Genomic DNA, 18,330 nt, shown 5'->3' on the forward strand with positions numbered 1-18,330 from the left:
AAGAACTGATTAGCGTCGGTCAAATCCTATGAAAGAGTAAAACGATGAAAGAGTTCAAATTACCTAGTATAAAATGGCATGATATAACAAGTCATTTCACCCGTCCAAAACTTGAAATCCTCTCCCTTATTATCATCCTCATCTGTGCCCTCTCTGTATTTACAGGACGAATTGCCAGCAAGCAAGCCATGACTTTCAATAATGGCGCCCTGCAGTACAACGGTTATGTGGTTGCAAATAAAATGAATGGTCAAGGAAAATTGACCTTTGATAATGGAGATGTCTACGAAGGACAATTTACAAATGGAATTTTCCACGGTCAAGGAACCTACACATCTGCAAGTGGGTGGGTTTATACCGGGCAATTTAAAAACGGCTATGCCGATGGAAAAGGAAAATTGACCACCGAAGGACAAGCTACCTACGAAGGAACTTTTAAACAGGGGATTTATCAATATGAAAATTAAATGGTTATCCGTTATACGTGTGATTGGATTAGTCTTTGTCCTACTCTATCATTTCTTTATCAAATATTTCCCAGGTGGCTTTGTAGGGGTTGACCTCTTCTTTACCCTATCTGGATATTTGACAACCGCCCTTTTGATTGATGAGTTTGCAAAACATAAAAAATTAGATCTTGTCAGCTTTTTCAGAAGAAGGTTCTATCGGATTCTCCCCCCTCTGGTTTTAACGATTCTTTTGGTTCTTCCACTTGCTCTGCTTGTCCGCAATGATTTCATTGCCAATATCGGCAATCAGATAGCCGCTGCGCTCGGATTCATGACAAACTTCTTTGAAATTCTATCTGGTGGTAGTTACGAGAATCAATTTTCACCTCATCTATTTGTGCATACTTGGACCCTGGCTATAGAAGTTCAGTATTACCTTGTCTGGGCTGGTTTGGTTTGGTATCTGACTCGCATCTCAAAAAGTGTGGGCCAACTACGTGGATCAATTTTTCTAACATCTATAAGCCTCTTCTCGCTAAGTTTTTTAGCAATGTCTATCTCAAGTTTCTTTGTGAATAATTTCTCAACCATTTATTACTCGAGCTTCACACATACCTTCCCATTCTTCCTCGGAAGCGTTCTCGCAACCATCGCTGGTATCGGAAATACAACAACTGCCTTCCAGCAACAAGTGAATACATTGAGTATCAAACAAGCTATTGGTCTGTTTCTTGGAGGACTAGGAGTAGAACTTCTTCTTCTCTTTACTCTTCAATTCAGTTCCATCTGGACCTATCTAATTGGTTTTCTTCTATCCAGTTTAGCTACAGCAACTATGATTTTTGCTGCTCGGGTACTCCACGAGAAAACCGAAGATGTCAAAGAACCTGCAATTATCCTCTTCTTTGCAAGTATTTCTTATGGTATCTACCTCTTCCATTGGCCCTTGCTCATTATCTTTACACAACTGACAAATGCCTCTATCGCTGCGGGATTATCCTTTGTTTTTTCTACTATCCTATCAACTATTTCCTTCTATATTCTAGAACCATATATTGCTGGTAAAGTAGGAAGTTTGTTTGGATTACCAATGGACTTGAAACCCTATAAAAAATGGCTTCTTAGCAGCTTTGCTTGCTTGACCATAATTGGCTTAGGTATCTGTCTGTTTGCACCAAAATTAGGAAGTTTTGAACAAGAGAGCATGGTTAGCAATCTTTATCAAGCTCAGACCCAACTAAATACAACACGATCTGCTGCTGAAAATGCTAAAGCTACTAGTTTTGAAATTCAAAAAGGAGTTATCATCTTTGGCGATTCTGTTACTGTTCGCGCAAGTTCTGCCATACAGACCGCGCTACCAGATGCACAGATTGATGGAACTGTCAGTCGAAATCTCTCTGAAATTGCTAAATTGATAAATCTTTATCAGCAAAATAATAGTTTGAAAGAGACTGTAGTTGTAGCCCTAGGTACAAATACTACGGATAATTATCAGGAACTACTAGACCAACTAGTCAAAGATTTTCCTAAAGGACGTCGCCTTATTTTTGTCACTCCTTACGATGGAAACTTCACTCCAAGCGAATCCATTTCCTATCAAACAGGTCAATACGAGAAAGAATTGGCTGAAAAATATGATTACATTTCCATTGCAGACTGGTATCAAGTTGCAAAGGATAATCCACCAATTTGGTACAATACCGACCTTGTTCATTTCAATCTTGAAAGTAATGGAGGCGAAGTCTTCGCCCAAACGATAAAAAATGCTGTCGAAGCCGTTGCTGATGGCCCAATCAAAAACTAGATTTATACATCATCATCCTCTGAGAATTTCTCGGAGGATTTTTGCACTATTTTCCGATAAGTCCAGTGCGAACTCTAAGAAATGGCGCTGTGCCTAAGCTCAGTCTCAATAAATCTTGCGAAATAAGGCACTTCTACAAAGGATGACAAATTAAAACTCCTACCTTTTACAGTAGGAGTTGGTGTCAAATTGACTATTTTTGCTTACTTTGGAAACGCCATTCAAAGCGTTTCTGATCGTAAAATGGATACATCATTTGTAAAAGAGTGACGGCAAGTAGCCAACCGCCGATAATATCTGTCGGATAGTGAACCCCAATATAGATACGGGATACAGCTACCAGGACAGCAAGTAGAATCAACACAGCTTGTAGCACAAGTCTAGCTATGCCTTTCTTCATCCTCTGGTGAATAATAATAACAACTGCTCCTGCAATCATCATAGCTGATGCAGTATGCCAGCTAGGAAATGAATAACCGATGGTATCAATCAACCATTCAATACTTGGACGCGGACGTTGGTAGACATATTTCAGGGCTGTGGATGCCACACCCATCGCCGCAAAACTAGCAAGTAGGAAATAAGCTTCTATCTTCCATTTTTTATAGTAGTAAAAGATAGCAGCTAAAATCAAGGTAATAGCTAAAATAATAACCGTATTTCCTAAAACAGTAATAGAGGTCCAAAATTGACTGGCTCCACTTGGTAAATTTCCACGAATGGCAGACTGGACAGTCGAGTCAAAACCTGCTAGGGTAATAGGATAAAATTTTACTACATAGCCCAATATCACAAAGGCCAGAGCAAAAAAAGATGCGTTTCGTAAATGGATTTGTTTATTCTTCATACAATATAGTTTACCTTATAAAGGTTAAACTTTCTTTAAAATAGGTTGGGCTGCTTTGTAACAGATATAAAATATTGCTGAAAGCACAATCCCTTGTAAAAGATTAAAAGGAAGTACCATCATCAAAAGATAGTTAGTCAGACCCAAGATTTCTTTAATATCAAAGTTTGCAAAGGCTGCATAGACAGGCACCGCATAAACGTAATTTAATACCAGCATCACTGCTGTCGAACCAATTGTCGCAACAGAGGCTGCTTTTAAATAATTTTTTATCGCTTGGTCATTTTTCCAGAAATAAGCTACTGCTAAAATGAAAACTGACATAGCTGCAATATTCATCGGTAAACCAATAATTGTCGATGGTCCCTGATTATTTAAAATCAGTTTGAGAAAAGTTCGTACCAAAAGGATAGCAAAACTAGACTTCATATCTAGAATAAGCAGACCAAATAAAATCGGTACGAGAGAAAAATCCACTTCCAGGAAACTGGCTGTTGGAATCAGCGGAAATTTCAAATACATGAGCAGAAAGGATACTGCTGAGAGAATGGCGATAATCGTCATTTTGCGTGTGTTTGTCATAAGGTTCCTCCAATTTTTGAAAATTGAAGAAGCGTGGAAGAGCAGGCAAAAAGCCTCCACTTCGTCTTCTCCCATCCAGACTTTACTGTCGGTTGTGGAATTGCACCACATCAGCTTTCGCTCGCAGACTACCAACGGTCTATTTTGTTCTAATACTGCGTTAGCTCATCTCGACATACATTCAGTATGGTCTTCGATTCGCTGCCTAGTCTTAAAATAAGATAGCCACGTTTTACACTGCCGGTCGGGAATTTCACCCTGCCCTGAAGACTATTTCATCATACCAAAAAAGCCTTGCATTTGCAAGAGCTTGGTAAGTTTTCACTATTTTAACTTGTCCCCATCATAGGTGTGAACCAAATCTAGACCAGCGAACTGTTGCTGCCGAAGAGCCTCATATACAATCATACACGCTGTATTAGAGACATTAAGACTACGCACATGCTTATCATTCATTGGAATACGGATAGCCTTCTCTGGATGTTCACGCATAAAATCTTCTGGCAAGCCCTTATCTTCACGGCCAAATAAGAAATAATGAACGTTCCCATCATTATAGTCTTCATCCGAATAGGTTTTATCAGCAAATTTAGATACTAAGTGAACACGTCCTTGTTTGCTGGCATAATCCATGAATTCTGCTAAATTGTCATAGAAGCGAACATCTAACTTATCCCAATAATCTAGTCCTGCACGTTTCATCTTACGGTCATCAATTGGAAATCCCATAGGCTTAATGATATGGAGAGGACTATTGGTTGCAGCACAAGTTCGAGCAATATTGCCTGTATTCTGTGGAATCTGTGGTTCAAATAAGACAATGTGGTTTTTGGCTGTTTCTTCTATATACTCTAATGTTTCAATATTCATAAGGACCTCTCTGGTGACATTTCACTAAATACGAATACCCTTCGAAAATCAAATCCAAACCATGTCAGCTTCATTTTGCCGTATACCATGCTTGTTTTCTAGTTTCTTTTTTTTGATTTTCATTGAGTAAAAAGACTCGACTGTCTCCTATGGCAAGAAAGACAAAAAAATAGCCACACTGCCCGGAGTCAAGCTCAGCAAACAGCATGGTGAATGATGATTCATTCACTTAACTCACAACAGGTTTGAGTTAAATCAATGAAATCGTGATACTATTGTAGCTTAAAGAAGGCTGAAAATCAAGAGTTTTGCCCCATTTTTTTCAAATTTTCATAGAAAATCATAGAGGCTGGGCAAAAAAACCAACCTTGCTTCTCAGAGTGCGTGTCAACATCTCAGCGCAGTGGTTGATTGGCTTTAACAGTCCAGTGGACTCTTAATATTGAGGTGAACTTGTTTCGGCCTATCTCCAGCCTTCAAAAGTTCCCGAACCTTTGAAGCGAGTACTAAAAACAAACTAATACTCAATGAAAATCAAAAGTAGCCTAGAAAACGAAGTCGAAGATAGAACTCTGTTACTTTCTTATTTCAAGGTAACAGGCTGAAAACTTCCACTGGAGCTTTTCACTCATCAAGGCTCTTGACAACGGATAATTTTGATTTTCGAAGAGTATAAACAACTATAAATAACAAAAAAGTAGGTTGCCCTACTTCTGCCTATTTCTTTTCAGACTAAACCTGTCCGGCACAGGATCTTCCCCACCTTCCACAAAGGGATGGCAGCGACCAATTCGAGCCAATCCCATCAAAAAGCCCTTGAGTCCATGTTTTTGTAAGGCCTCGATCATATAAGCCGAACAAGTCGGACGGTAGCGACAAGAGGGCGGAAAAAGGGGAGAAATAAATTTCTGATAGAATCGGACCAAGCCGATCAAGAGTCTAGTCATTATTTTTTAACTGGCTTAGTAACAGCCAGGGTATGTAGCTTACTGATGTCTTTCTTGTTGAGCTTGCGGTATTCTCCTGGACGTAGGCCGGTCAAGTCAAGATTACCAAAGCGAGTACGAGACAGCTTATCTACCTGCAAGCCGACAGCCTCAAACATCTTCTTAACCTGGTGGTTTCGACCTTCATGGATTGTTAATTCTACAACTGAGCGGTTCTTAACAGGGTCCACCTTGATAATCTCATACACCGCAGGCTTGGTCTTTTTGCCATCAATGACAACACCACGGGTCAAGGGACGCAAGACTTCCTTGTTGGCAACCCCTTTGACACGCGCCAAGTAAACCTTATCAATCTCGTTACGTGGGTGAATCATCTCATCTGTAAAATCACCGTCATTGGTCAAAATCAAGACTCCAGATGTATCCCAGTCCAAACGACCAACAGGATAAATCCGCTCCTTAACTGTTGGCAACAAGTCCACAACCGTCTTTCTTCCCTTGTCGTCTGACACACTAGAAATAACACCTCGTGGTTTATTGAGGAGATAGTAGACCTTCTCTTCGTTATAAATTGGTTGTCCCTCAACCTCTACCTTATCACCCGATTTGATAACTGTCCCTAACTCACGAACAACCTGACCATTTACAGTAACTAGTCCTTGTTTGATTAGTTCTTCTGCCTTACGACGACTGGCAACTCCAGCATGGGCAATGTATTTATTAATTCTCATTTTCTAACTCATTTCTTTCTACGAATAGCTCTGTTTCTTCTTGAATCAAATCTATTTCAGACACATCAGGCAATTCTTCTAGACTATTAATTCCCATGTAATCCAGGAAATAATCCGTCGTCACATAGAGATTTGGTCTACCAAGAACCTCTTTCTTACCGTTCTCACGAATGAGGTCAAAGGCCTGCAACTTACTGATGGCACCGCTGGAATTGACCCCACGAATATCATCAACTTCAATCCGAGTAATAGGTTGCTTATAGGCTACGATTGATAAGGTTTCCAAAAGAGCCCGTGACATAGTCTGATTGATTGGTGTTTTGGCATAGATTCGCAAAAGATTTGCATATTCTTTTTTAGTAACCAACTTGTAGCGGTTGGAGGATTCTAAGATGGCTAAGCCTGAGGCTTTGTCTGCCATATATTTCTCACTAAGTTTCTCTAACTGCTGGCTGACAGCTGTCGGCTGCATTTCCAACATCTCTGCCAAATTTCGTAACGTCAAGCCATCCTCACCTGCCACAAAGAGCAGGACTTCGATTTCAGCTAAGCGATTCATCTTCACTCCTTACTAGATAAATATCTCCAAAAGTCTCTGTCTGTTCCAAGACGATTTCATGAACCTTGACCAATTCCAAAGTCGCAAGGAAGATCGTAATCATTTCATTGACATCTTGACTTTCTTGAAAAAGCTGACGGAGTTCAAGGCGTGGACCAGTCTCGAAACGACTGCGAACAAAGTCCATCATATCTTCGATTTTATATTCATCACGGGCAATGGTCGCATGAGACTGACGGAGGCTTGCCTGTTTTTCAGCCATTACTTTAGAAAAAGCTAGGAAAATGTCAATGACGGTCTTATCCTTGGCTAATTGTACATCATCATAAATCAAATCTAATTTAGGTTTTGAAAAATAGTTCGCCCGTTCATCATGTTGCTCCCCTAATTTCTCACTGAGAAGCTTGAACTTGCGGTATTCTTCCAACTGGTCCAAGAGGTCCATTTCAGGATCATCTTCGGGATCAATTTGCTCAACAACCTTCGGTAATAACCGACGACTTTTGATGACCATCAATTGACTAGCCATGAGCATATATTCTCCCGCTACCTCTAAACGCATGGCTTGCAAGGTAGCAATGTAGGCTAAATATTGCTCGATAACCTCTGTAATCGGAACCTCGTAAATATCTACTTGATACTTGGACACCAGGTGTAGCAGGAGATCAAGTGGCCCTTCAAAATCTTTTAATTTTATATCCATTATCTAAATTTTTCCAAACTCATGCTTGTTTTCAGTCCCAACTGCTTGGCGATTTGGTCCAAGGATTTTCCTTCGTCTATCTGTTTTAGAATATACTGCTCCCGCAACTTTTGAGCTGTCCAATCAGGCTTGCCGATGGACTGGACAAATTCTGTCAGACGATTAAAGAACCATTGACGAGAATAGGTCTGTCCCTTCTTATCGAAGACATAGCTTCCAGACAGATGAGGCTCCATATAGGGTATCAATTCCTTGGGCAGACTGAGCACCCGCTTAGTCGTCCCTTTCTCAACTGTCAGGACTTGAAAATCCAGATTGACCTGCTGACTAGTCAGCTCTGCTATTTCACTAGGAGTCAGCCCTAGCAAGGCAATCAAAAGAGCAATCAGTTGCCCATCAAGCCAAGGATTTTCTTGAAAGAGGTGAGTTAAATCCTCACGCTCCAGTTCCTTTTTGAGGCTGGCTGGACCTGACATCGTTTGCAATTTATAAAAACGATCCAGGAGATTATTTTCATAAAGAAAGTAGAGAAATTGATTGACCGCTGACATTTTTCTTTTCTGAGCAGCAGGTTTCAAGTCTAGAAGAGACTGCTGATAGACCAAAAGAGACTGTTGGCTAATCTCCCCCTTTGTTACTGTCACAAATTGCTGCAGGTCGTAGGTATAGGACTTTTGGCTGTTGACACTGACCTTTTTGCTCTGGATAAAAGATTCAATCGCCTGCTTCATTTCTTGCCTTCTTTTGATGCTAGGGGGAAATTATGCAAGAGAGCATTGATTGCCTTTAAGATGGATTTTCGTGTAATGATTCCCATAAATTCTCTATTTTCCCCAAGGACGGGTAAGAAAGATTGATCTACTAGCTTGCGCATCACTTCTGTCAAATCATAATCCAGACCAACAGTCTCTTCATCTGTCTTTACAATCACAGAAATATCTCTGTTTAACTCATCATCCGATAGTTCATTTTCAGCTTGATATTTAATGATTTCCGTCAAGCCGATGGTGCCGAAGAAACGACCGTCTTCTGTTACCACAGGTACGCGTGAATAGGTCATGTGACTGAGTAACAGTTTTGCATGGTCAATATTATGCGTATCAATAATTACTGCCAATTTATCCGCTGGTGTCAAGAAAGTTTCTTCCTGGTCCAATAAAAAGGCTTCAAATTCTCTTGCAATCATCTTGAAATATCCTTTGTCAATGCTGGGTAAAGTTGGTGCTGTCGATCGTAGTAATCCACATGGAAGTGATCATCATAGATGGTCACAAGAGCATAGAGGCATTCTCTGACCAAACCACGAGGTTGACTAACGGAGCCAGGATTGAGGAAGAGGGTCTTGCCACGCACTTCGGCATCAGGCACATGCAGATGCCCATACAAACAAATATCCGCATCAACTTCCTGAGCCCAATAATCCAACCGTTGCCAGCCGTAATTAATGCCATAGAGATGACCATGGGTCTGAGCGATAGTCACACCATCCAATTGAGTAATGAGCTGGTCAGGGTAACCACCAAAATAGTCGCAGTTTCCATTGACCACTTGAATGCCGTCCCACAAACTATCTTGACTATCCAGCTCCGAATCACCATTGTGAAAGATGGCATCGACCTTGCCAAGATAATGATGTTTAATATCCTCTACAATCTGTCTATCCCCATGAGAGTCGCTCATGACTAGGATTGTTTTGCTTGCTCCTGCCATACTGGAAATGCCTCCACTAATTTTTCTAGTGCTTGTGCACGGTGGGAAATCTTATTTTTTTCTTCTAAGGTCAATTCTGCCGAAGTCTTGCCTGTTTCGCCTACGAGGAAAAGTGGATCATATCCAAACCCATTTTCCCCACGGAGGTCCATACCGATAAAGCCTTCCCAGTCCGCTTCGACAACCAAACTCTCACGATTTGGAGCAGCCATAACTAGGGTACAATGGAATTGTGCCGAACGATCTTTCAGTTCAAATACCATGGCCAATTCGTGCAAGAGTTTGGCATTATTGAGCTCATCTGTGGCATCTGGACCTGAAAAACGTGCAGACCAAACTCCTGGCAAACCACCTAAAGCATCAACCTTCAAACCAGAATCATCTGCCAAGACCATCTTGCCTGTCAGCTCTGCTATGGTTTCAGCCTTGAGCCGTGCATTTTCCTCAAAGGTCATACCTGTTTCTGCTACATCTGGCAGGTCAGGATAATTGTTGAGGTTCTCGACCTGGTAGCCAAAGCGCTCAAAAAACTTACGGAATTCCTTGGTCTTACCTTCATTTTTAGTGGCAATCAAGATGGTATCTCCCACGCTTGCCAAGCCCTTGTCTTGACCGAAGAAATCTGCCGTGCTAACCCCTGCTTGGGGCAGATGAACCAAGAGAAGCTTGTCATTTTCTGTTACCAGAATAGCTCCTTGATGTTGGAGAACTTTGAACTGGCGATTGTTTAACTCATTCAAAATATCACAGGCAAATTGAAAGAGGGCAAATTCAGACTGAAGTTTGATCACTTCAATGTTAACACACTGGTTGAAGTTGTCATCTTCATAATTACCAGCAATCAGTTTGTCAAACAACTGACCAATCTGGTAAATTTCCTGCTCTCTTCCATTTTCTCCAAAGGAACCAAATAGGTTAGCAAAACTAGCCTTTCCGATAAACCAATTGTGTTCATCTCTGTATTCGTATATCTTGTCTGTCATAGTTCTACATGCTCCACATGAATATCAATGCCCATCCAGCTTTCAGCTATTTCTTTAAAAGCTGCCGGACTAGCTGTTGTGTAAAATCTGTGCTGAATATCCTTTTCGGTTCGGCTGCGGTTGATTTGAAAATAATTTAATAAAACAGAAATATCTCGCGCACACTCTGCACCACTATCGATCAACTTGACATCCTTGCCCATGGCATTCTGGATGATAGGGCGAAGCAGGGGATAATGGGTGCAGCCCAAAACCAAGGCATCCACTTTCCCAACAAGTGGGCGAAGTGTCTCATAAACAACCTTTTTAGCAAGACTGGATTGGTGGCTATTGGACTCAACCAGAGGGGCAAACTTGGGACAGGCCAGACTGTCTACCTGCGTTTCCGGAGAAAGGGCCTGAATTTTTTCACGATAGATATCGGATTGAATAGTCATAGCCGTTCCTAAGACACCAACCTTACCAGTTTGCGTTGCCTTGATAGCTGCCGAAGCACCTGGTAAAATAACACCCAAAACAGGAATATCCAACTTTTCCTTGACTTCTTCCCAGGCTACCGCTGTTGCCGTATTGCAGGCAAAGACAATCATTTTTACATTTTTTGTCAAAAGGAAATTGACCAACTGCCAAGTATATTCTCTGATTTGTTCTGCTGGACGGGGTCCATAAGGTGCCCGTGCCGAGTCCCCGATATAAACGATTTCTTCATGGGGAAGTTGGCGCATTAACTCACGCGCAACCGTTAATCCCCCCACACCTGAATCTAAAAAACCTATTGGTCGATTATCCATAATACTGAGAATAGCCAGAAAATCTGACTAGCCTTTCTTTTCTACTCAAAAAATGGGATCTGGGAATGAATATCCCAGTCCCAGTTTGATTATTTTTTCTTGCTTGCCACTTTTTGTTGGCTCTTGATTTGGCGAAGCACTTGTTGTACTTTTGCTTCGCTTGGTTTTTGACCCATTTGACTCATCATCAAACGCAAAGCATTTTCATCCAAAATTGGTTTATCAGCAATATAGTTTTCCACCTGTCTACGTGACAAGTAAATACCCAAGGCTACACCACCTGCAAATGCCAACACAATCAATAAAATAGCTAAACCTAAGTTCATTTGTCAATCTCCTGACTCTTCTAAAAATAATTCATTCGGAATTGCCCTGCGACAATCTCTTAATGAATCTATTATACCAAATTCAGCAGGCTTTTCCAAGACTTACCTGTCAAATTCAAAACCGTAAATGGTTGCGAAATAGTCCTCAGGTGTTTCAGCACGACGAATCATACGTGCTGTGCCATCTTCCTGTAAAAGAATTTCAGAGGAACGCAGACGACCGTTGTAGTTGTAGCCCATAGAGAAGCCATGGGCACCACTGTCATGGATGATCAAGGTGTCGCCTACCTCTGCACGTGGTAATTCACGATTAACTGCAAACTTGTCGTTGTTTTCACAGAGGGAACCTGCCACATCCACCACTTCGATTGGGGCATCTGGGTGCGTAATATTGGTGATATGGTGGTAGGCCCCATAGAAGGCTGGGCGCATGAGGTTGGCTGCCGATGCATCGACACCGATATAAGTCCGATAGGTTTCCTTACGATGGAGGACCTTTGTAATCAAGTGTCCGTGTGGCGCCAACATAAAGCGACCCAATTCTGTAAAAATTTTAACATGTCCCATACCAGCTGGCGTGAGAATTTCCTCGTAAACCTTGCGAACACCCTCACCAATGATAGCAATATCGTTTGGTTCTTGCTCAGGACGATAGTTGACCCCAATCCCACCTGATAGGTTGATGAAGTCCAAGGTCACACCTGTTTCCTCACGAATTTCCAAGGCCAATTCAAAGAGTTGACGAGCTAAGACAGGATAGTAGTCATTGGTAACAGTATTTGAAGCCAGAAAAGCATGGATTCCAAATTCCTTGACACCTAACTCTTTTAGCTCCTTATAGCCGTTCATGAGCTGGTCTTTGGTCATCCCAAACTTAGACTCTTCTGGGTGGTCCATAATGTCCGTTCCCAGCGAGAAGACTCCTCCAGGATTGTAACGGAGGCAAACCGTTTCTGGAATCCCAGCAACATTTTTCAAAAATTCAATATGCTCATAGGCATCAAGGTTAATGGTCGCCCCAACTTTTCGAGCATAGACAAATTCTTGTGCTTGGGTATCATTGGATGTAAACATGATGTCTTTAAAGCCCAATTTTTCACTCATCAGCACTTCTACATCTGTTGCACAGTCCACTCCACAGCCTTCTTCTTGAAGAATTTTTAAAATAGCTGGAGTTGGAGTAGCCTTGACCGCAAAATATTCCTTAAAGCCCTTGTTCCATGAAAAAGCTGTATTTAGGGCACGTGCCTTCTCACGAATGCCTTTTTCATCATACAAATGAAAAGGAGTCGGAAATTGCTCCGTAATGGTATCCAAAATTTCTTTACTAACAAATGGTGTCTTGGTCATGTCGCTACCTCATCAAATATTTTTCCTATTATATCACAAATATGTGAGGAACTATAGCTCTCAACTCCACCAAATACTTGCAAAATAAATTACGAGCGTTATAATGTGAATATCATTAAAAAAAGGAGTAATATATGTCAACATTAGATTTTGATTTTACAGAACGCTTGTATGCCAACTATCTAGCTAATCCAAGCCTACAGGCAACCGAAAATGCCGTGAGCCACAACGGACTTTTGAAATCCTTAGAAACACGCCAAAGCGCCATCGACAATGACTATGTCTTTTCAATCGACTTGACCAAGGACGCTGTTTCAAACCAAAAGGCTTCTGGACGTTGCTGGATGTTTGCTGCATTGAATACCTTCCGCCACAAGCTCATCTCTGACTTCAAACTGGAAAATTTTGAGCTATCACAGGCCCATACCTTCTTTTGGGATAAATATGAAAAGTCCAACTGGTTCCTCGAACAAATCATTGCTACAGCTGACCAAGAAATTGGTAGCCGTAAGGTAAAATTCTTATTGGATACCCCGCAACAAGATGGCGGTCAATGGGATATGGTTGTTGCTCTATTTGAAAAATATGGTGTGGTACCAAAATCCGTCTATCCAGAATCTATCTCATCCAGTGCCAGCCGTGAGCTCAATCAGTACCTTAACAAATTGCTCCGTCAAGATGCACAAATCTTACGAGACCTCCTTGCCAAAGGAGCTTCCTCGGAAGAAGTTCAAATACAAAAAGAAAACTTACTTCAAGAAATCTTTAACTTCCTAGCCGTCAACCTTGGGCTCCCTCCACGCAGCTTTGATTTTGCATATAGAGATAAAGACAATGTCTATCACCGTGATACAAATGTAACACCTCAGGCATTCTACGAGAAATACGTTGGTTTGAAACTATCTGACTATGTCTCTATTATCAACGCTCCTACAACTGACAAACCTTACAATAAATCTTATACAGTCGAATTGTTGGGGAACGTTGTTGGCGCCCCTGCTGTCCGCTACCTCAATGTAGAAATGAACCGTTTTAAAGAACTGGCTATTGCCCAACTCAAAGCTGGTGAATCCGTTTGGTTTGGTTCCGATGTCGGTCAAAGTAGCAATCGTCAAACTGGTATTATGGCAACCAACACCTACGACTTCTCTTCAGGTCTGGGTATCCATTTCCATCAAGACAAGGCCGGAAGATTAGACTACTCCGAAAGTTTGATGACCCACGCTATGGTCTTAACTGGTGTTGATTTAGACGATAATGAGCAACCTCTCAAATGGAAAGTAGAAAACTCTTGGGGTGACAAGGTTGGTGACAAGGGATACTTCGTCGCATCAGATAGCTGGATGGACGAGTACACTTATCAGATTGTTGTCCGAAAAGAATTCCTCACACCAGAAGAACTAGCAGCTTATCAAGCTCAACCACAAGTCCTTGCCCCATGGGATCCAATGGGAGCTCTAGCATAACAAACGACATATAAAAAAAAGAGGGCAACCCTCTTTTTTATATGTCATAATTAGTCTCTACTCAAACCACCAAAGATACGGAGTAAGTTGAGGAAGAGGTTGATGAAGTCAAGATAGAGCTGAAGCGCCATGGATACGACCCAACCTTGGCCAACATTACCACCAGTTTGTTCGAAAACATTGCGGATACGTTGGTTGTCATAAGCAATCAAACCTGAGAATACCAAAACAGAAATGATAGACATCATAAAGCTTAGACCTGAGCTACGAAGGAAGATATTAATAACACTTGCAATAATAATTCCCCATAGAGCTGCACGCAATGCCTGAGCCATACCAGAAAGATCCTTCTTCGTTGTCATCCCAATTACAGCCATGATAGCAAACATGAGAGCCGCTGACACGAAGGCGAGTACAACTGTTTCGCTAGTATAGAACATCAAAATCATGCTGATGGTAATCCCGTTTGTTACTGAGTAGGCAAGAAACATTGGTAGAGCCATTGGGCTATTTTTAGCTGCCATTGCTGAAGCAGAAACAACCAAGGCAATCTGACCAATCATAATCAGCATCATGATGATGGAACCTGCACTCAGCAGACTAAGCAATAAAGATTGAAAGACGGTCACAGCCAAGAAAGAAACTAAAGCTGATAGACCAATTCCCATGGCAACCACACCATAAATTTTACCGAAGAAACGGTTGAGGGCGGTATTATCCACCTGATTAATAATAAATGAATCGTTATTCATACTATTCTCCTTTAAATCATTTTATTGAAACCGAAAGACCTTACGATTTTTCCACTTGTGTTGCAAGGGCAGACTCCACTCTCTCACAGCCCAATACTTATCCACACATGTCACAATCCAAGATTCCTTGTAGCGAGGAGGAGCGATTGTCGCACCAAACATATGCTTCACAATGATGTCTTCTTCTAGTTTATTGAGTTGAATGAGTTTCTGAGCATTGCGTTTAGCAATTCGTGGATGAACCCAAGCATGGCTCTTGTTGAATTTGGTATCTCTCCAATCATAGAAGAATAAATCATGCAATAGACCACCACGAGCTGTTGACTTAGCATCCCAACCAAATTTTTTCGCAATCTTATAGCTTGTATAAGAGACATTGATGGAATGTTCCAAGCGCGTGGAGTAATAATGATGAGGAATTTTCCCCAATTTTTGCACCTTGGGTGTGGCAATCAAGTGCCCCACATAATGCATGTATTCTTTATCTTGTTTATATGCAACCATTCGTTAACCTCGTTGGAATATTATACCACACTATAGTACACTTGGCTTAAATAAAGCTAAACAATAGAATGCCCGCCGCAATGGCTACATTGAGGCTTTCCGCCTGCCCTGGCATGGTAATATGGACAAGTTGATCCGCCTCATCGGCTACAAAAGTTGAAATTCCTTGACCTTCATTTCCCATAACCAAGGCAAAACTCGGGTTTGGTGTAACTTCCTTATAGTCAACCGACTGACTAGAGAGGGTTGTTGCCAAGATTTGTATCTGATTGCTTTTTAAAGCAGAAAAAATAGCGGTCATCGGCATCCGATAAACTGGCAAGTGGAAATGACTCCCTTGCATGGAACGCAGAACTTTCATATTGTAAATATCTGCCGACTTATCCGATAGGAATACTCCATCAAAACCAGCTGCATCAGCTGTACGAATCATGGTACCAACATTTCCAGGGTCCTGCACATCCTCCAGAACCAAAAATTTTCCTGTTAAGACATCAGGTAAGGTCTGATTTGGTAAGGACAGTTGAGCTACTACCCCTTGTGGTGTCCGTGAGTCTGCTAAATCCTGCATAATATCTGAACTAACAACTGTTACATTGGATAAGCCAGCAACCCGATGAACATGTTCTTCTGATACCAAGATATGTTCAATAGGTACTTTGGCTGCCAAAGCTTCCTCCAACAAATGCCAACCTTCAATCAAATAAGAAGAAGTACGGTATTTTTTCTGTTGTAATTTCTTAACCTGCTTGACCAAATGATTGGCCTTTGAGCGAATGATCTCCATGAATGCCCCTTTTTCTTTTACTGCTCAGCAACTTCAATTTCCCAACGGCTAAATCAATTATCTTGATTTTTGAACAGTCTTACCCAACCATGATATAATAAAGTAAATGTCTTGTCAAAAGGAGAAACTTATGCGAAAGGTAAAAATGATTGCATCTGGTCGTGTGCAAGGAGTCGGCTTTCGTTGGTCTGTTCAATTTTTAGCTGTGGAAATAGGCGACATCTACGGCAGAGTTTGGAATAATGATGATGGAACTGTCACCATTTTAGCTCAGTCAGATAATGCTGAGAAGCTCAGCCATTTTATCCATGAAATTCGGAAAGGGCCTTCTCGTATGGCCAAAGTCACCTATCTCGATGTCACCCTAGCCAACTTCGAAGACTATAAGGATTTTCAGGTGGCTTATAGATAAAACTTGTATATTTTGAACAAAAAAAGTAAAATAGAATGTATCTTGTAAAAAAAGGAATGTATCATTTTGAAAAAGAATAAACGAATTTTATTAACAAGTCTAGCCCTGTCTACGCTAGTATTTCTATCAGGATGTGTGCAGACAAAGAACGGTGTTCCTACTGGTGAAGGTTGGGTCTACAACTTCCTTGTTGCCCCAATGGGAAACCTGATTAAATTCTTCGCAGAAAACCAAGGACTCGGTTTCGGTGTTGCTATCATTATCGTGACATTGATTGTTCGTCTCTTCATCATGCCACTAGGTATTTACCAATCTTGGAAATCAACCTATCAGTCTGAGAAAATGAATTACCTCAAACCAATTTTAGGTCCAATCCAAGAACGCATGAAAAATGCAAGTTCCCAAGAAGAGCAATTGGCTGCCCAACAGGAATACTTTGCTGCTCAAAAACAATATGGTGTCAGCGTGTTTGGTGGAATGGGCTGCCTTCCTATCTTGATTCAAATGCCATTCTTTACGGCACTCTTCTATGCAGCTCGTTACACGGAAGGAATCTCAGAAGCAACCTTCCTTGGCATTGATCTCGGTTCTGCAAGTCTCATTCTAACAGCTATTGCTGGTATCCTCTACTACGCTCAATCACTTCTGATGCAAGTCGGTATGGACGAAGAACAGAAGAAACAAATGAGAGCTGTGGCAATCATGAACCCATTGATGATTGTTATGTTCTCTTGGTCTTCACCTGCTGGTGTTACCCTCTACTGGGTAGTCGGTGGATTTATCGGTCTTGTTCAACAAGCTCTTACAAACTTCATCTTGAAACCACGTATCCGTGCTAAGGTTGAAGAAGAATTTAAAAATAATCCTCCAAAACCATATAAATCAACTATCAAGGATGTAACTCCTAAAGCATCCGCTATCATCGAAGAAAAAACGTCTAAGAAATCAAACCGTAACGCCGGTAAACAACGTTCTAGATAAAAAATCGCAACCATCTGTTTCAGATGGTTTTTTCTTATATAGTTTTTTGAACTTGCTCCAACTATCTGGGAAATAGTTGGAGGTTGGAAATAGGGAGTGGGAAAGAGCTCAACCATTCATAGAAGAGTTCGTCAACAATTTTTCGTTTTAAGTTGTTGAGCTGAATCGAACTCTGTTCGCCTCAGTACTCGTCGAAGAAATCAAAGATATACTAAACGACTATATAAAAAGAGAGAATCTTTCGACTCTCTCCACACCTTATTTCGTTTTTTCAACCTTCAAGATTTTTACATCATAGCTACCAGCAGGCGTTTCAATTGTTGCAACATCTCCTGTTTTTTTACCAATCAAAGCATGACCAATTGGGCTTTCATTTGAAATCTTGTTTGCAAAGGCATCTGCACCTGCAGCACCAACGATATGATAGACTTCTTCTTCGGTCTCACCAACTTCTTGAACAGTCACAGTCTTACCAATTGCCACTTCATCCGCCGCAACTGCATCACTGTTTACGATTTCAGCATAGCGAATTTTTGTTTCGATGGTTGAGATTTGACCTTCAACAAATGCCTGTTCATCTTTAGCTGCTTCGTACTCAGAGTTTTCTGAAAGGTCTCCGTAAGAACGAGCAATTTTAATACGTTCAACAATTTCTGGTCGACGAACTAGCTTTAGTTCCTCTAGTTCTTTTTCTAGTTTTTCCTTTTCTTCCAAGGTCATTGGATATGTTTTTTCTGCCATTTGTCTTTCCTTTTCTTTTATTTTTCATGAAA

Annotated in this window: 23 protein-coding genes and 1 riboswitch; of the genes, 5 read left to right on the top strand and 18 right to left on the bottom strand. The window is 41.1% G+C overall.

Translation table 11 applies throughout. The features are described 5' to 3' along the window. Positions 1-44 precede the first annotated feature (44 nt). Together ODU45_RS05570 and ODU45_RS05575 are read left to right on the top strand one after the other, a co-directional pair. On the top strand, positions 45-467 hold the full coding sequence (locus tag ODU45_RS05570; protein ID WP_012027608.1) for a membrane protein: 423 nt from the start codon (positions 45-47) through the stop codon (positions 465-467). After that, positions 457-2,256: an acyltransferase family protein gene (locus ODU45_RS05575; RefSeq protein WP_398580928.1), complete on the top strand. Its 1,800-nt coding sequence runs from the start codon at positions 457-459 to the stop codon at positions 2,254-2,256. The genes ODU45_RS05570 and ODU45_RS05575 overlap by 11 nt, the downstream gene beginning before the upstream one ends. Before the next feature lie 193 nt (positions 2,257-2,449). On the opposite strand, the gene ODU45_RS05580 is transcribed toward ODU45_RS05575, so the two are convergent. The 14 genes from ODU45_RS05580 to ODU45_RS05645 form a co-directional block, all read right to left on the bottom strand. Then, complete coding sequence (locus ODU45_RS05580; protein ID WP_136670853.1) at positions 2,450-3,103, bottom strand: phosphatase PAP2 family protein; 654 nt, start codon at positions 3,101-3,103, stop codon at positions 2,450-2,452. 24 nt (positions 3,104-3,127) lie between these two features. Next, positions 3,128-3,685 (bottom strand): ECF transporter S component, encoded by a 558-nt coding sequence (locus ODU45_RS05585; protein WP_024384582.1) that lies wholly within the window; start codon positions 3,683-3,685, stop codon positions 3,128-3,130. Between the two features lie 59 nt (positions 3,686-3,744). Next, positions 3,745-3,960: riboswitch (FMN riboswitch) on the bottom strand. A gap of 49 nt (positions 3,961-4,009) precedes the next feature. Next, on the bottom strand, positions 4,010-4,555 hold the full coding sequence (locus tag ODU45_RS05590) for a tRNA (cytidine(34)-2'-O)-methyltransferase (protein WP_136670854.1): 546 nt from the start codon (positions 4,553-4,555) through the stop codon (positions 4,010-4,012). Between the two features lie 707 nt (positions 4,556-5,262). Beyond that, positions 5,263-5,502 (bottom strand): membrane protein insertion efficiency factor YidD, encoded by a 240-nt coding sequence (gene yidD / locus ODU45_RS05595; protein ID WP_024406654.1) that lies wholly within the window; start codon positions 5,500-5,502, stop codon positions 5,263-5,265. Further along, entirely contained in the window at positions 5,502-6,233 is a 732-nt protein-coding gene (locus tag ODU45_RS05600; RefSeq protein WP_012027615.1) for a pseudouridine synthase, read from the bottom strand. Before ODU45_RS05600 ends, yidD begins: the two co-directional genes overlap by 1 nt. Then, the gene (gene scpB, locus ODU45_RS05605; RefSeq protein ID WP_002939233.1) at positions 6,223-6,792 is read right to left on the bottom strand and encodes an SMC-Scp complex subunit ScpB; all 570 of its coding nucleotides are present in this window, start codon (positions 6,790-6,792) and stop codon (positions 6,223-6,225) included. Before scpB ends, ODU45_RS05600 begins: the two co-directional genes overlap by 11 nt. Continuing rightward, the gene (locus ODU45_RS05610; RefSeq protein WP_002942755.1) at positions 6,776-7,495 is read right to left on the bottom strand and encodes a segregation/condensation protein A; all 720 of its coding nucleotides are present in this window, start codon (positions 7,493-7,495) and stop codon (positions 6,776-6,778) included. Before ODU45_RS05610 ends, scpB begins: the two co-directional genes overlap by 17 nt. Next, a complete protein-coding gene (gene xerD / locus ODU45_RS05615; protein ID WP_172030007.1) occupies positions 7,495-8,226 on the bottom strand; it encodes a site-specific tyrosine recombinase XerD in 732 nt (243 codons plus the stop codon). Before xerD ends, ODU45_RS05610 begins: the two co-directional genes overlap by 1 nt. Continuing rightward, positions 8,223-8,681 (bottom strand): cyclic-di-AMP-binding protein CbpB, encoded by a 459-nt coding sequence (cbpB, locus tag ODU45_RS05620; protein WP_012027618.1) that lies wholly within the window; start codon positions 8,679-8,681, stop codon positions 8,223-8,225. The genes xerD and cbpB overlap by 4 nt, the downstream gene beginning before the upstream one ends. Further along, a complete protein-coding gene (locus ODU45_RS05625; protein ID WP_398580929.1) occupies positions 8,678-9,205 on the bottom strand; it encodes a metallophosphoesterase in 528 nt (175 codons plus the stop codon). The genes cbpB and ODU45_RS05625 overlap by 4 nt, the downstream gene beginning before the upstream one ends. Next, positions 9,178-10,188 carry a nucleoside-triphosphate diphosphatase gene (locus ODU45_RS05630; RefSeq protein ID WP_398580930.1) on the bottom strand — a complete coding sequence of 337 codons (1,011 nt, stop codon included), beginning with the start codon at positions 10,186-10,188 and terminating at the stop codon, positions 9,178-9,180. Before ODU45_RS05630 ends, ODU45_RS05625 begins: the two co-directional genes overlap by 28 nt. Beyond that, a complete protein-coding gene (gene racE, locus ODU45_RS05635; protein ID WP_105179401.1) occupies positions 10,185-10,979 on the bottom strand; it encodes a glutamate racemase in 795 nt (264 codons plus the stop codon). Before racE ends, ODU45_RS05630 begins: the two co-directional genes overlap by 4 nt. Before the next feature lie 89 nt (positions 10,980-11,068). Beyond that, complete coding sequence (locus ODU45_RS05640) at positions 11,069-11,305, bottom strand: YneF family protein (protein ID WP_012027622.1); 237 nt, start codon at positions 11,303-11,305, stop codon at positions 11,069-11,071. A 102-nt stretch (positions 11,306-11,407) separates the two neighbouring features. Continuing rightward, positions 11,408-12,655, bottom strand: a complete 1,248-nt coding sequence (locus tag ODU45_RS05645; RefSeq protein WP_398580931.1) for a diaminopimelate decarboxylase — start codon at positions 12,653-12,655, stop codon at positions 11,408-11,410. 134 nt (positions 12,656-12,789) lie between these two features. Here ODU45_RS05645 and pepC point away from each other — a divergent pair, with 134 nt between their 5' ends. Continuing rightward, positions 12,790-14,121: an aminopeptidase C gene (gene pepC / locus ODU45_RS05650; protein ID WP_015647257.1), complete on the top strand. Its 1,332-nt coding sequence runs from the start codon at positions 12,790-12,792 to the stop codon at positions 14,119-14,121. Positions 14,122-14,171: 50 nt separating this feature from the next. Here pepC and ODU45_RS05655 read toward each other — a convergent pair whose 3' ends face one another. From ODU45_RS05655 to ODU45_RS05665, 3 genes are read right to left on the bottom strand one after another with little or no spacing between them, the layout of a single operon-like run. Then, positions 14,172-14,873, bottom strand: coding sequence for a Bax inhibitor-1/YccA family protein (locus ODU45_RS05655; RefSeq protein WP_009910586.1), 702 nt, complete (start codon positions 14,871-14,873; stop codon positions 14,172-14,174). 21 nt (positions 14,874-14,894) lie between these two features. Further along, entirely contained in the window at positions 14,895-15,377 is a 483-nt protein-coding gene (locus ODU45_RS05660; RefSeq protein ID WP_002942738.1) for an HD domain-containing protein, read from the bottom strand. Positions 15,378-15,423: 46 nt separating this feature from the next. Next, entirely contained in the window at positions 15,424-16,164 is a 741-nt protein-coding gene (locus tag ODU45_RS05665; protein WP_024380299.1) for an RNA methyltransferase, read from the bottom strand. Positions 16,165-16,294: 130 nt separating this feature from the next. Here ODU45_RS05665 and ODU45_RS05670 point away from each other — a divergent pair, with 130 nt between their 5' ends. Together ODU45_RS05670 and yidC are read left to right on the top strand one after the other, a co-directional pair. Next, positions 16,295-16,576, top strand: a complete 282-nt coding sequence (locus ODU45_RS05670) for an acylphosphatase (RefSeq protein WP_002942735.1) — start codon at positions 16,295-16,297, stop codon at positions 16,574-16,576. 66 nt (positions 16,577-16,642) lie between these two features. Then, positions 16,643-17,557: a membrane protein insertase YidC gene (gene yidC, locus ODU45_RS05675; RefSeq protein WP_105248722.1), complete on the top strand. Its 915-nt coding sequence runs from the start codon at positions 16,643-16,645 to the stop codon at positions 17,555-17,557. 258 nt (positions 17,558-17,815) lie between these two features. Here the strand turns inward: yidC and greA are convergent, their stop codons facing one another. Next, positions 17,816-18,298 carry a transcription elongation factor GreA gene (gene greA, locus ODU45_RS05680; protein ID WP_002938298.1) on the bottom strand — a complete coding sequence of 161 codons (483 nt, stop codon included), beginning with the start codon at positions 18,296-18,298 and terminating at the stop codon, positions 17,816-17,818. Between the last annotated feature and the right edge of the window lie 32 nt (positions 18,299-18,330).

It is taken from the genome of Streptococcus sp. 2022WUSS135 (genome assembly GCF_044427045.1).
GTDB lineage: Bacteria > Bacillota > Bacilli > Lactobacillales > Streptococcaceae > Streptococcus > Streptococcus hashimotonensis.

Bases quoted from the DNA above. Each gene is read 5' to 3' on its own strand.
- ODU45_RS05590 (WP_136670854.1), bottom strand. From the start codon at position 4,555: ATGAATATTGAAACATTAGAGTATATAGAAGAAACAGCCAAAAACCAC.
- yidD (WP_024406654.1), bottom strand. From the start codon at position 5,502: ATGACTAGACTCTTGATCGGCTTGGTCCGATTCTATCAGAAATTTATT.
- cbpB (WP_012027618.1), bottom strand. From the start codon at position 8,681: ATGATTGCAAGAGAATTTGAAGCCTTTTTATTGGACCAGGAAGAAACT.
- ODU45_RS05640 (WP_012027622.1), bottom strand. From the start codon at position 11,305: ATGAACTTAGGTTTAGCTATTTTATTGATTGTGTTGGCATTTGCAGGT.
- ODU45_RS05585 (WP_024384582.1), bottom strand. From the start codon at position 3,685: ATGACAAACACACGCAAAATGACGATTATCGCCATTCTCTCAGCAGTA.
- ODU45_RS05575 (WP_398580928.1), top strand. From the start codon at position 457: ATGAAAATTAAATGGTTATCCGTTATACGTGTGATTGGATTAGTCTTT.
- pepC (WP_015647257.1), top strand. From the start codon at position 12,790: ATGTCAACATTAGATTTTGATTTTACAGAACGCTTGTATGCCAACTAT.
- greA (WP_002938298.1), bottom strand. From the start codon at position 18,298: ATGGCAGAAAAAACATATCCAATGACCTTGGAAGAAAAGGAAAAACTA.
- ODU45_RS05625 (WP_398580929.1), bottom strand. From the start codon at position 9,205: ATGGCAGGAGCAAGCAAAACAATCCTAGTCATGAGCGACTCTCATGGG.
- xerD (WP_172030007.1), bottom strand. From the start codon at position 8,226: ATGAAGCAGGCGATTGAATCTTTTATCCAGAGCAAAAAGGTCAGTGTC.
- ODU45_RS05600 (WP_012027615.1), bottom strand. From the start codon at position 6,233: ATGAGAATTAATAAATACATTGCCCATGCTGGAGTTGCCAGTCGTCGT.
- ODU45_RS05645 (WP_398580931.1), bottom strand. From the start codon at position 12,655: ATGACCAAGACACCATTTGTTAGTAAAGAAATTTTGGATACCATTACG.
- scpB (WP_002939233.1), bottom strand. From the start codon at position 6,792: ATGAATCGCTTAGCTGAAATCGAAGTCCTGCTCTTTGTGGCAGGTGAG.
- ODU45_RS05665 (WP_024380299.1), bottom strand. From the start codon at position 16,164: ATGGAGATCATTCGCTCAAAGGCCAATCATTTGGTCAAGCAGGTTAAG.
- ODU45_RS05670 (WP_002942735.1), top strand. From the start codon at position 16,295: ATGCGAAAGGTAAAAATGATTGCATCTGGTCGTGTGCAAGGAGTCGGC.
- ODU45_RS05655 (WP_009910586.1), bottom strand. From the start codon at position 14,873: ATGAATAACGATTCATTTATTATTAATCAGGTGGATAATACCGCCCTC.
- racE (WP_105179401.1), bottom strand. From the start codon at position 10,979: ATGGATAATCGACCAATAGGTTTTTTAGATTCAGGTGTGGGGGGATTA.
- ODU45_RS05660 (WP_002942738.1), bottom strand. From the start codon at position 15,377: ATGGTTGCATATAAACAAGATAAAGAATACATGCATTATGTGGGGCAC.
- ODU45_RS05630 (WP_398580930.1), bottom strand. From the start codon at position 10,188: ATGACAGACAAGATATACGAATACAGAGATGAACACAATTGGTTTATC.
- ODU45_RS05570 (WP_012027608.1), top strand. From the start codon at position 45: ATGAAAGAGTTCAAATTACCTAGTATAAAATGGCATGATATAACAAGT.
- ODU45_RS05580 (WP_136670853.1), bottom strand. From the start codon at position 3,103: ATGAAGAATAAACAAATCCATTTACGAAACGCATCTTTTTTTGCTCTG.
- ODU45_RS05610 (WP_002942755.1), bottom strand. From the start codon at position 7,495: ATGGATATAAAATTAAAAGATTTTGAAGGGCCACTTGATCTCCTGCTA.